The organism is Sphingobacterium rhinopitheci, assembly GCF_022627575.1.
Taxonomy (GTDB): Bacteria; Bacteroidota; Bacteroidia; order Sphingobacteriales; family Sphingobacteriaceae; genus Sphingobacterium; species Sphingobacterium rhinopitheci.
In genome coordinates this window covers 26,193-39,940 of the sequence record NZ_JADEYQ010000010.1, presented here as the reverse complement: position 1 = coordinate 39,940, position 13,748 = coordinate 26,193, and the positions used below count along the sequence as shown (strand labels likewise).

The window sequence follows — 13,748 nt, the reverse complement described above, 5'->3', positions numbered from 1 at the left end:
ATAATTATTGTAATTGAAAACTGCCATTGCGGTAGATCTTAAAAAATACCGATTCATTAGCAAATCCCCAAGTATCATTATGTTTGAATTTATAAGCACTAAAAATACCAGTAAATGGCTCTTTAGTCAGTTTGTCCGCTATATTTCCGGCACCATACTTATTCACTAATCCACCAAAATAAATAGCCGCATCATAACCTTTATAAGAAGCATCAGATGGCTTAACGCCAAAACTAGAATTATAATCTTCTCTAAATGATTTCACAGCTGCAGACCAAGTACGCAAATTGCTCTCACTGGTAATAAGGGGATTTAGATTTGCAAAATCAGCATAGCTACTAAAATCATATCTATCCCAAAGGGGATGTCCAAATAAATTAATAGCATAAAAATTTTCCAAATATTTACTTGTCAGATTATCAATTAAGCTATTTAATTGTGTTTTGTCCGTTGTTCCAGCAATAACATAATTAATACCTCCCAGTTTCAAATTCTCATTCAACTGTGCTATAGTGGATACTGATACTACATTTACCGTACTCTTCGCTTGCTTGATAGCAGCAACCATTCCCGTAAGGAATTGTCGACTATCCGGATTAGCTGTATTGTAAATAATAATAACATCCCCTGGTCCAAACTCTTTCGCTACTTTAGCTGCTATAGCATTGGCATGGGACTTTATCGGCGGCGTAATAGATACTAAATTGGGTAGATTATATTCGGAAGGCATCGCTGCCGACAAAGGATTGATTTGCAATACTGCTTTATCTGTAAATGAAGCACCAAAAGATTTAATCTCCTGCGGATAAACTGGCCCAATTACGATAGAAGCATTATTAACCTTAGCAGAAGTTCCTAATTTAGCAACATGCGTAACATTATCGCGCGTATCTAACACATCCAAATTAAAACTAGCACCTTTTTTTGCCAATTGCTCTAACCCCAACTCAAAACCTTGGTAAAAATCCAATGCTAATGCCGATCTTTTGACATCTTTATCGTCTAAAGTACCTACTGCTACTTGATTCAATTGAAAAGGTAATAGCAAAGCGATATTCCGCTGATTGAATTTATTGTCTTTATTAGCATTCGTTGCAGCAGTATTTGAAGCTTCTGATTTTTCCTCTGCAACGGTATTTACTGCAGTGTGGTCAGGTGAGCGTAATACAGAAACTTTAGGTGTACATGATGCTACACCTAAAGCTACTGTTAATGCAAAAAATAAATTCCTTTTATTCATCAAAATCTTATTCCCACTCAATGGTTGCTGGTGGTTTAGAACTGATGTCGTATACAACTCTGTTGATTCCTTTGACATGATTGATTATTTCATTTGAAATCTTAGCTAATAATTCATAAGGCAAATGAATCCAATCTGCAGTCATACCGTCCAATGAACCTACCGCACGCAAGGCTACTACATGCTCATACGTACGCTCATCACCCATTACACCTACCGATTGTACAGGTAAAAATATTGTTCCTGCTTGCCATACTTTATCATACCAGCCAGACTCTTTTAAGTTACGGATATATATTTCATCTGCTTCTTGCAAAATGCGTACCTTATCTTCTGTGATATCACCCAAAACTCGAATTCCTAATCCAGGACCTGGGAAAGGATGACGATTTAAGATATTAGGATCTATATCTAAAGTTTTACCAACACGACGCACCTCATCTTTGAATAATGTTTTTAAAGGCTCTACAACCTTCAATTTCATATAATCAGGAAGACCACCTACATTGTGGTGAGATTTAATAGTCGCTGAAGGACCTTTAACAGATACGGACTCGATAATATCAGGATATATAGTACCTTGACCTAACCATTTCACTTCCGCTCCTGCAGGTAATTCATTTTGAATATCTTTGGATGCTTGATCAAAAACATCTATAAATGCACCACCAATAATCTTACGCTTAGCTTCGGGCTCACTTACACCTTCTAATTTAGCGAAAAACAATTCTTTAGCATTTACGCCTTTGATGTTTAATCCCATATGTTTGTACGAATCCAATACCTGTTCGAATTCATCCTTACGTAATAAGCCATGATCAACAAAGAAACAGTGCAAACGCTCACCGATAGCATGGTGCAATAATATTGCAGCAACGGTAGAATCGACACCACCAGATAAAGCCATAATCACATGGTCATTACCTATTTGTTCTTTAAGGTCTGCAACAGTCGTTTCAACGAAAGACTCAGATGTCCAGTCTTGTGAGCAGCCACAAATATCTACCACAAAATTCTTGATTAAAACCTGACCATCAGTACTGTGTGTCACCTCTGGGTGAAATTGAATTCCCCAAGTTTGTGTCCCTTGTACATGGTATGCTGCAACGCGTACTTTGTCCGTACTCGAAATAATAGTGAAGTTTGAAGGTACTTCTTTAATCGTATCTCCATGCGACATCCACACCTGAGATTGCGTTGGCACACCTTTTAATAAGATATTTGTGTCATCAACGAATTGAAGATTTGCTCTACCATACTCACGAATTTCTGAAGGTAATACTTCACCTCCACTTTTTTGTGCTATGTATTGCGCTCCATAACAAACGCCCAATAAAGGGAAACGTGCTTGTATACTTTGGAAATCAATTTGCGGCGCATCTTCTTGACGCACAGAATATGGGCTACCAGATAAGATAACACCTTTTACTGTATCATCTAATTCAGGGACTTTATTAAATGGATGTATTTCACAGTACACATTAAGTTCACGTACACGACGTGCAATCAACTGCGTATATTGTGAACCGAAATCTAGGATAATTATTTTTTCAGACATAGCACAAAGGTACAATTTACGGATGAAATCTGAGAAAGGAAATTGTTACTATTTAACAGTTTCTGTGATATTTCTCGAATAAAAATAAGATTAATATGTCTTCAAAATACAACCTTCAAATTTCAGACTTACAATTCGTGTACGCGCAGTAGCCTATTTCGGTGGGTAGCCAGGAGAAAAGGCAGCTATTTTTGTTTATTATAATAAACCAACGGCCAGAACTAATCTCCTTGATTAGGATGAAATCCATAAAACAAAAAACACCATTAAACCTATAGCTAATAACTAAACCATTTATCTCTACTTAACATTATGTCTATCAAATAAAAAGGTAGTTTTATTATGCTTAATTAACCATAAATACATGAATCGAATTATACAGTTATTACTTTCAAAAGTTTGGGTTATAGCAGTAAAAAAATAATATGTACCAAAGCTATAACACCCAAATATTTGAATATCTCTTTGACACCGCAAGAAATGAAAATCGAAGAAGTCACTATTAATTTAGCTTGAAACCCTGCAGATAGCATTATAAGAAATATGATCTCTTTTATATACTATACACATTTTAATGGCAATCTTAGGCATATCGCCGCAAAGAGCGTCGTCAGTACCAATAAATCATATTTAGAAATACATACAGAGCATGATTTTCAGGGCTATTTACGCCATAAATCCCGTTCTTAAGGTTACTAAATTGGCATACCAATATTGGTTATCATTTATTGGCTACTGCAAATAGTAAACCCTACTATGAACGCACAGTAGGGTTTAAAAATATAGGCTGGGTCAATTACCGATTGTTGCATGTGGATTATGCTCACCGCAAAAATGGAATATTAAACCCTAATGAAATCGTTGTTGGCTTATCGTTAATGAATCTATTAAAATAATCGATTAACCGTATATTTCATTTAATTCTGCTGCTAAACGAATACCAGCTTTATAAAGTGCCTCTTCCATCAAATATTTGTACTCGTATATATATTTGTATGAAAGCTCTGCATTTGGCTCAATACCATCATATATTTTATTTGCTAACTGGTGTGATTCATACAATGCTTGTTCAAAAGAAACCAGATATTTACTATATTCTTTTGGCTTGTAAATATCCAACAGACGCGCATATTCTGTATAACCATAATTGTCATTATCTACTAAATCACTATCCCAAACACGGTGAATATTTGATTTGCGACCAAAAAATACAACAGGAATTTTGTTCCCACCTAAATCGTCAGCACGACCTACGTGCATCGGTTGGTGTGCATCAGCAAACAAATGCAATATAAAGTACAATTGTTCTTGTTTCTCCACTAGATCAACAGTTTGTTTACTTTTAGCTTCCGCTTTAATACGATTATATGCTTTGTACAGATTGTTATCCGAAGAAGCTTGCAATTCTTTATTGAACTCCTCGAAAGTCAAATTTGGACTTGCATTAACAAAGTGCCATGCCCCCGTGGAATTTAATTCTGGATTGGGATCAGATTTAATAAAGTCAGCCCAATTCGCCCAGTACGCAAGCTTTTGATCACCAATTAACTTTTGGATGTTCTTTTTAGCTTTCTTGTTTAAATGATTTTCTGCAATTTCGGCAATCACACGATGACCAATCATGCCCCAAGCATGCGCACGTTGCACTTGTCCGACAAGGAACAACAAAACACATACACCTAAAACACTAATTCTAGTTTTCATATATATTATTTAAAAATATCAAATGCATATTTAGCGGTGGACCAAAATTCATCCAACGCAATAATTCGGGGTTTAAAAAAAGAAATCAATGTAGGCCAATCCTCTGTTTTAAAAACGGAAACTTTAGCTAATTCTACAGAGATACGAGAAGTTTTCTTCCCGGCGCTATCATAGTAAACCTCGTCCCACTCCCACTCTTCATCTATATTAGCGTGTAAAATATTTTTGTATTCTACAAATTGAGCGTACATCAATTCGCGCATACTGTCATCAGGATGTGTTAATTCAATCATGACATAGGCCGCCTTGTTGGTAGCATCCATCTTAAAGGATAAATGCTTTACACCTGTTTTATAGTTCACCCAATTAACCTTCTCCATGTCAGCAGAAGGGATCGCTGACATATATTGACCGAAAGATGTCCAAAACTGTTCTTTCAATCTTTTTACTTCTTCTTTTGAATACAATACTATCTTTTTTTTACAAAGCTAAAAAAATGGCCAAATAATTGTATATATAAAATTCTATATCTACAAAACCTTTACAATTATGAATAAAAAAAGAACGTTAATGTTATTAACAGCATCTGCTGCAGGCACTGTGCTTTATAACTTATTGAAGCCGACAAGAAGTATTCTCCCTGTGGTTAACAATTTTAATATAAATAAATATCTAGGGAGATGGCACGAAATAGCTAGGCTAGATTTTTTTTGGGAGAAAAATTTAAAAAATGTCGTTGCTAAATATTGCTTAAATAATAATGGCACTATCAAAGTTATAAACCAAGGACAGCACATATACACGGACAAAATAAAAACATCTATTGGTAAAGCTAAATTTGCCAAAACTGAAAATATTGGCGCCTTAAAAGTATCTTTTTTTGGACCTTTTTATTCCGGATACAACATTATGCATATTGACGAAAATTATCAACATGCCCTTATCTTTGGAGAGAATTTAAATTACCTGTGGATTCTATCACGAACGAAAACAATACCTCCAGAAATAAAAACTAAGTATTTAGACTACGCTAAAAAATCAGGTTACACGATTGAAAATCTAACCTGGACGGAACATGATTAAAAGTAACTCGCTAAAATAACCCCATAACAATTAGCGAGTTACAAAAAAATTATACTTTCAATGATTTCATATCAATTACAAAACGATATTTTACATCACTTTTTAACATACGCTCATATGCATTATTAATATTTTGCATATTAATCATTTCTATATCGGAAACAATATTATGTTTGCCGCAGAAATCCAACATCTCTTGCGTTTCTGCAATACCACCAATCACGGATGCCGCTATTGAACGACGTCCTAATATCATGGGCACCGTATTCAATACCGGTTCCAAAGGCCCCAAATACCCGACCAACACCAATGTACCACTGATTGCTAAAGTAGCTATATAAGGGTTCACATCGTGCACATAAGGCACGGTATCGATGATAACATCAAATTTACCCTGAACTTTATCCATTTGTGATGAATCTGTAGAGATAATAACCTCATCAGCACCAAGATCTAAAGCATCTTGAATTTTCTCTGGAGAACGAGAGAATAAGGTGACAGAAGCACCAAGACCTTTAGCCAATTTGATGGCCATATGTCCCAAACCACCTAGGCCTATAACAGCAACTTTTGTACCGTTTGTGACCCCCCAGTGTCTCAATGGAGACCATGTAGTAATACCCGCACATAACAAAGGTGATGCTGCTGCTAAGTCTAAATTTTCAGGAACACGAAGCACAAAAGCCTCATCTACAACCACAGACTCCGAGTAACCACCAAAAGTATGCCCTCCTAAATGCACATCTTGTCCATTATATGTACCTGTAGACCCATTTAAACAATACTGTTCTAAGTCCTTTTTACAGCTATCACAAGTACGACAAGAATCCACTAAACAACCTACACCGACTAAATCGCCTATTTTAAATTTGCTCACTTCAGCACCGACAGCAGTGATACGCCCTACAATCTCATGACCAGGAACCGCAGGGTATTTGGTTCCTCCCCAATCATTACGAGCCGTATGTAAATCAGAGTGACAAACACCACAAAATAAAATATCTATTTCTACATCTTTAGCTGTCAAGTCCCTTCTTGTTATTTGCATTTCACTAAGGTCAGATTTTGGAGAATCTGCACCATAAGCTTTAATAATTTTTGATTTCATAATAATTAAATTTCTTTATCAAATATACTTAAAATTAAGGAGTGGAATTAAGCGGAGGACTTGCTTTTTTCTATGTAGATATATCTTTACATTTATCTGATACATTCATTTGAAAATAGTCGCACTAATAAAAAATCACTATATTCATAACACGCAACATATCAACGAACTAAATAAGCTTGAAATCCAACTTAACTAAGAATTATTCATATCAGGCAAATAATATTAAGGCATTCATAACATATTACAAACACACAAAATCATGTATTCAGCTCTAAAAATTAGTTTTCTTTTCATACTCCTAACAACGCTATCTTGTCAACAACAAACAGATAAAGAAGATACAAAAGAGTACAACATCATAGGCAAAAAAGCAACCATTACCTATCCCGAGTTTGAGGCAGAAGTAAATTATATTTCTGACCAAAAACTACACTGGAAGACAACTCATAAAGATGGAATAGTAAACGAAGGCGAAGAGAAAATATTCTTTAAAAAAATAAGTAAAACGGAGTTTCTTATTAATTGGATAGAAGTAGATGGCCTTACAGTAAGCAAAATTGTTAATGTAGAGACGGGCGATGTCAATGCTTTTATAAGCTATCGTGATGAAAATAGCACACGAGGAGAAAGGGAAGGATTTATGATTCAAGGAAAATGGACAGAAAATAAATAACCGGCCTACAGCCATTCCTGCTTATTTTATTTGCTCAGGTATCATCTCCACAAAACAACTAATTAAAGGGATTAATAAATTTTAGATCGTTTATTTCATGGCTATTTGCCCCCTTAAACTTACCAAGTCTGGCTTTATAAAAAAGTAACACAAGAAGCTTATTAATAAACCTATACCCTATTGTCCACTATTTGTCCCCCCTTCATATTAGATAAAACAAGTTTAAAACTCTTTATTTGTTATTATTTTAATTATTTGCAATAATTATATTATTTCTGTTTTGTAGGATTAGCTAGCTAATAAACTATTAACTATTAACTGTTTTAATGTATTTAATGATAATAAACTTGCACGAGACAAAGCTAAGTACGCTACGATATGAAGATTTTTAATACAATACCGTTTTTAATAATTCTATTCACCTCATTTTTAGGTTCGTCTTGTTCGCACAAGGATGAAGCATATTTAGGCTGGAGCGATCAGCAGCTACACATCAAAGCAACTGTGGCGTCAGCATACGCCTCTCCAACAATTTATTGGCAAAATAAAGATTCTTTTGCCCTCTTTATAAAACCAAGTGGTTCTGCTGGCTTTACATCATTAGTAGAAACCAACCGTAAATATACTTACAACTCCAATTTATCGATATTCGAATTACAGGGTAATTCTATCTATTACCCCCAATCCGGAAACATCGATTTGATAGCATATGCACCATACAAAAATGATGTTACCAGCAATTATGCTATAGATGTACGTAACCAAGCTGATCAAAAAGCGATTGATTTGTTATATAGTAACACTACAAAGGAGATCAATAAAAGCAATACCACTGCATCCTTGAGTTTTAATCACCAATTAAGCAAGGTCGTGTTCCACCTTCAGAATAGTGACGGTACGCACACTGGGCTTGAAACAATAAATATAGAGATGCAAGGCTTCTATGACCGGGCAGACTTCAACTTGACTACAGGAACACTGGACACTAAACAAGTAGCACAGACAGCAATATCTATTGGCACGGCACGCGAAGGTATTATCATACCAAATGATGACTTAGCAAATCGCAGCTTCAAATTGAGTAATGGGGCATTGGAATGGCAATATAACCTTCCTAGGCTTGATGAATTCGAATCAGGCAAATTATACGAGTATACAATAACCGTATTAGAGAAAACAATCCGTGTAAAGCTGACAGATATCAGCCCATGGACACTTAACTCTTCAGCACCTGTAGAAGGGGTAACAAGCAACAGTCCTATAGAATATACCTATATACCCGCAGGAACGTTCCTTATGGGAGCACCAGACACTGCTGTTATACATAACTTTAGTCCAGCAAATGCATATCGACCGCACTGGGCACGTATAAGTAAAAGTTTCTATATGAGTAAAAATGAAATTACAGTAGAACAATATGCTGAATTCTTGAATGCTATTGGGGGGGAGCTGAGTTTGGAAGGAAATGCTGTTAAACAAGAAATCAACGGAAATTCAATTACATTGTTTAATGTCGATAATTCAAGAAAAGTAACACCTTATTATGATACTTATCAATGGGTAGTACAACCAGGATTTGAAAATTACCCAATGGTATATGTAACGTGGCAGGGAGCATTAGCTTATGCGCAATGGAAAGGAGGTACATTACCTACAGAGGCACAATGGGAATATGCTTATCGAGCCGGAACAAAGACAAAATTCTTCACAGGTAACGATGCAAATGAGATGATGAACTATGGTCACTTCAAAAATAATCCAAATATTAATAATCCAATTAGTGAACTACAACCTGTAGGCGTAAAAAAAACAAACCCTTGGGGATTAAATGATATTGCTGGAAATGTGTCGGAATGGTGTTTAGATGGAGCATGGATAAATGAACTTCCCCCTTATCCAATAGCCAATAATGAGCTCATGCCATTGATAGATCCTATAGGTCCAATTACAACTACCTATGCTTGTATACGTGGAGGCAATACCTCCTTAAATGCACAAAATGCATCAGCTTATGTAAGAAATTTTAACAATAAAAATACCACTAATTTATACATTGGCTTCCGTATCGTTATTAATCCCTAACTAACTTAACACTATACATGCTTTTACAATATAAACAAATATTTGCGATTAAATACATCTTTATAATGGCAGTTATGTTTTTGCAAGCTTGTAAAAACACGGATATATTATCTCCAGAGGAACACAATAAAGACAATAAAATAAACTTTAAGATAAATATAGCCTCATCATCCGATGAGGGGGGTACATTATTTGACGCTCCCTTAGTAAAAGCCGCATCACTAGATAAATTGGCACTATCCCCACCTAATAATAAGAGTGATCTACATGCTGCTTTTACAGCCTTAGATAGTATCGGTATTTTTGCAGTACCTGCCGGTCAACTATTACAAGCAAGCGGTAATATAATTCACAATATAAAGATTGTCTATGATGGTACCAACTGGCAAGGAGATATCTCATGGCCTAGTGGTGTCAACAACTTGGACTTCTATGCCTATTATCCATATAGTGCACAAATGACCAACCCTACGAACTATCAATTTAGTATTAAAACGGACCAAACATCGATAGATAATTTTGTTGGTTCCGATTTGATGGCTGCTCGTGCCATGAATACTACAAATAGCAATTACGTAAACTTGACCTTTAGACATCAATTAAGTTTACTTCAAATAGAAATCCCGCTGCACTCTACTGCATATCCTGATATGAATGTCGATGAGAGCTTACAAATCATGCTCAATCGACTGAATACTACAGGGATGTTTAATTTGGCTACACAACAATTCACGAGCAATAGCTCCATTTATTCGGCTATTCGCCCCTATCGTGTAGAAAAACCAACGTCAACAGATTACAAAACATCATTTACCTATCGTGCTATAGTACCTACACAGACATTAGTAGCCAACCAACCCTTGATACTAATGTCACAGGGCAATAAAACTCAAATCGTAAATCAGCCCCAGCAATTAGCATTAATTCAGGGTAAAGCATATAGTATAACATTCACAGATTTCCCTAATGATATACCTACTACATTTATTAAGGCTGGCACTTTTATAATGGGAAATCCTAATAACCCCTTTCAAAGTAATGAGTTACCCTTGCATAACGTTACGTTGACCAATGATTTTTACATGAGTAAGTATGAAATTACAATTGGGCAATATGTAGAATTCTTGAATGCGAACAATGTAAAATTAACTGACAACGTGGTTACTCTAGATGGCATAAATCTGCTTTATATAGGCGCCCCTAATTCCCCTACTGCTGATTTTGACAAGGAAAGAAACCCTTGGACTATATCTGCAAACAATAAGGATCTTCCAATAACCAACGTAACACCAGAAGGTGCGCTTGCATATTGTAATTGGGCAGGTGGAAAATTACCTACTGAAGCACAGTGGGAATACGCTGCACGCGCAGGTACTAATACATTACATTTCTTTGCTAATGAGAGCGCTGCTAATTATGCATGGATAACGACCAATAGCAGTAACATAACACATAAAGTAGGACTATTACGTGCTAACGGAAATTCATTATACGATATCTATGGCAATGTCGCTGAAATAACACGAGACACCTACCCTACCTCAACTATACCAGCGTATAACAGTAGTGATCCCGTGACCAACCCTATCGTAAATAGTGGTGTCTTTCATATTGTACGCGGTGGCTCTTATCAAACCGCAGCTCCTAATTCTTTTGGAAGATCAGCTATGGCAAGAAATTCATATCTTCCTACTGCAGGTTTTCGCATAGTATTTGAAAAATAACAATACATACATTAGACTACTATTTATAAACATAAATAATACCAAACCAATTGTGAAAGGCGCAACATCTGTTGCGCCTTTTTTTAATTGTATACACGCACTAAATAGGACGTCATCCGCTACAGAGCATGTAAAATAATAAAACGTCATTGCGAGCAAGCGAAGCAATCTGTTGCGAAATAACAGATTGCCAGGTCGATCCTCCTCGGAATGATGAAATAATAAAACGTCAATACGATCAAACGAAGCAATTAATCAATAAAAACTACCGCTCATTATCAGCTTAATAAACTATTGTCCACCTTTTGTCCACCACAAAAATTACAATATAACAACTAAAAACCTCTTACTTTGTCGTAACAATTAGCTGTAAGAAGCACTATGCTTAGGCACATTTATTTCATGTACAATAAGTATCTCAGTAGATAGCGTGAAGAAGTTCCACAGCATAAAGATACTTTGAGATCAATACTATGTTAGCCATCATTTGCTTGGCAAATACTAGAATCTGACTGTGACTAGCGTAGTTTATGGCTGCTAGCATTTGAAATCCCTATTGAGGATTTTTAAGATAAAAAAATACTTAATATACAAATACCTTCGGGTAGTTTTTGAAAATGAGTATTTACAATAAAAATAGACTACTATTTATAAACATAAATAAAACCAAACCAATTGTGGAAGGCTCGACATCTGTTGAGCCTTTTTTTAGATTTAAAAATATCCTTAACGAGCTTAGCTCCACAAAAAACACTCAGCTTTACACTTTATTAATCTTACCCCGCGATATCTCGTGGATATACCTACTTAGCAATTCTCTAAACACAGCAAATAGACAGCCGTTTAGTTACCCACTAGCACGAAGCTGTTATCTTCGATTGCAGTACATTATATTGCTTTTATTAGTTATCTTTGCGACTTATTTTTAATACGAATTCATAGTGATCAACGTAAATAATATTTCCGTTTCGTTTGGCGGGACAACACTTTTTTCTGATGTATCATTCTCTATTAATGAAAATGACAAAATCGCTTTAATGGGTAAAAATGGTGCTGGTAAATCTACACTATTAAAGATCATTGCGGGAGCAGGAAAACCTACCACCGGGAATGTATCAGGCCCTAAAGACGCTGTAATTGCTTATTTGCCACAGCACCTATTGACGCAGGACAATGTTACTGTTTTTGAAGAAACATCAAAAGCATTTGACGAAGTCTATAAAATGCGTGACGAGCTGGAAGAGTTAAACGAACAATTGAATATACGTACGGATTACGAAACTGACGATTATATGAAATTGATCGAGCGCGTATCCGAGCTTAGTGAAAAATATTATTCTATTGAAGATGTCAACTATGATGCTGAAGTAGAAAAAGTACTAAAAGGATTAGGTTTTGAGCGTCAAGATTTCACACGCCAAACATCTGAATTTTCGGGAGGATGGCGTATGCGTATCGAATTGGCTAAGATCTTATTGAAGAAGCCTGATTTAATATTACTGGATGAGCCTACGAACCACATGGATATCGAAAGTATCCAATGGCTAGAAGACTTCTTGGTTACATCAGCCAAAGCAGTAATCGTGATCTCCCATGACCGTGCTTTTGTGGACAATATTACGAATCGTACGATTGAAGTAACAATGGGACGTATCTACGATTACAAAGCGAAATACAGCCATTATTTGGAATTGCGCAAAGAGCGTCGTCAGCACCAATTAAAAGCATACGAAGAGCAGCAACGATTCATTGCAGACAACCAAGAATTTATCGACAGATTCAAAGGTACCTACTCCAAAACATTGCAAGTACAGTCGCGTGTGAAGATGTTGGAGAAATTGGAAGTAATTGAAATTGATGAAGTAGACAACTCTGCACTACGTCTGAAGTTCCCTCCATCACCGCGATCGGGAAAATACCCTGTTATCGTGGAGGATATGAATAAATCGTATGGAGACCATGTAGTATTTGAAAAAGCGAATATGGTCATCGAACAAGGTCAAAAAGTTGCTTTCGTCGGTAAAAATGGGGAAGGTAAATCAACTATGATCAAAGCAATCATGGGAGAAATAGACTTTGAGGGAACATTAAAAGTAGGACACAATGCTAAGATAGGTTACTTCGCCCAAAATCAAGCCGCATTATTGGATGGTGACCTTACGGTATTTGAAACAATAGACCAAATCGCCGTAGGTGACGTACGTGTAAAAATCAAAGACTTATTGGGAGCATTCATGTTTAGTGGTGACGATACCTTGAAAAAGGTAAAAGTACTTTCTGGAGGTGAAAAGACACGTCTAGCGATGATAAAATTACTATTGGAGCCCGTAAACGTATTGATCCTCGATGAGCCTACCAACCACTTGGACATGAAAACTAAAGATATCATCAAAGATGCATTAAAAGATTTTGATGGTACATTGATCTTAGTTTCTCACGATAGGGACTTCTTGGATGGCTTGGCAGAGAAAGTATTTGAGTTTGGCAACAAACGCGTTCGCGAACACTTTGAAGACATCAAAGGCTTCTTAGAATACAAAAAGATGACAAGCCTCAAGGATATTGAGAAATAA

The 13,748-nt window shown here is 36.0% G+C and carries 10 protein-coding genes; 5 read left to right on the top strand and 5 right to left on the bottom strand.

Features of this window, described 5'->3' with window-relative positions; translation table 11 throughout:
• Positions 1-4: 4 nt before the first annotated feature.
• From IP023_RS10375 to IP023_RS10360, 4 genes are all read right to left on the bottom strand, one after another.
• Positions 5-1,318 (bottom strand): ABC transporter substrate-binding protein, encoded by a 1,314-nt coding sequence (locus tag IP023_RS10375; RefSeq protein ID WP_241790208.1) that lies wholly within the window; start codon positions 1,316-1,318, stop codon positions 5-7.
• Positions 1,248-2,798, bottom strand: a complete 1,551-nt coding sequence (gene guaA, locus IP023_RS10370) for a glutamine-hydrolyzing GMP synthase (RefSeq protein WP_241790207.1) — start codon at positions 2,796-2,798, stop codon at positions 1,248-1,250. Before guaA ends, IP023_RS10375 begins: the two co-directional genes overlap by 71 nt.
• A 900-nt stretch (positions 2,799-3,698) precedes the next feature.
• Entirely contained in the window at positions 3,699-4,502 is an 804-nt protein-coding gene (locus IP023_RS10365) for a S1/P1 nuclease (RefSeq protein ID WP_241790206.1), read from the bottom strand.
• Between the two features lie 5 nt (positions 4,503-4,507).
• Positions 4,508-4,969 (bottom strand): DUF4268 domain-containing protein, encoded by a 462-nt coding sequence (locus tag IP023_RS10360; protein ID WP_241790205.1) that lies wholly within the window; start codon positions 4,967-4,969, stop codon positions 4,508-4,510.
• A gap of 82 nt (positions 4,970-5,051) precedes the next feature.
• On the opposite strand from IP023_RS10360, the gene IP023_RS10355 reads away from it, so the two are divergent.
• Positions 5,052-5,585 (top strand): lipocalin family protein, encoded by a 534-nt coding sequence (locus tag IP023_RS10355; protein ID WP_241790204.1) that lies wholly within the window; start codon positions 5,052-5,054, stop codon positions 5,583-5,585.
• A 49-nt stretch (positions 5,586-5,634) separates the two neighbouring features.
• On the opposite strand, the gene IP023_RS10350 is transcribed toward IP023_RS10355, so the two are convergent.
• Entirely contained in the window at positions 5,635-6,693 is a 1,059-nt protein-coding gene (locus IP023_RS10350; RefSeq protein WP_241790203.1) for an NAD(P)-dependent alcohol dehydrogenase, read from the bottom strand.
• Positions 6,694-6,955: 262 nt separating this feature from the next.
• On the opposite strand from IP023_RS10350, the gene IP023_RS10345 reads away from it, so the two are divergent.
• From IP023_RS10345 to IP023_RS10330, 4 genes are all read left to right on the top strand, one after another.
• A complete protein-coding gene (locus IP023_RS10345; RefSeq protein ID WP_241790202.1) occupies positions 6,956-7,369 on the top strand; it encodes a MoaF-related domain-containing protein in 414 nt (137 codons plus the stop codon).
• Positions 7,370-7,747: 378 nt separating this feature from the next.
• Entirely contained in the window at positions 7,748-9,451 is a 1,704-nt protein-coding gene (locus IP023_RS10340; RefSeq protein WP_241790201.1) for a fimbrillin family protein, read from the top strand.
• Positions 9,452-9,516: 65 nt separating this feature from the next.
• Complete coding sequence (locus IP023_RS10335) at positions 9,517-11,175, top strand: SUMF1/EgtB/PvdO family nonheme iron enzyme (RefSeq protein ID WP_241790200.1); 1,659 nt, start codon at positions 9,517-9,519, stop codon at positions 11,173-11,175.
• A gap of 941 nt (positions 11,176-12,116) precedes the next feature.
• Positions 12,117-13,748 (top strand): ABC-F family ATP-binding cassette domain-containing protein, encoded by a 1,632-nt coding sequence (locus IP023_RS10330; RefSeq protein WP_241790199.1) that lies wholly within the window; start codon positions 12,117-12,119, stop codon positions 13,746-13,748.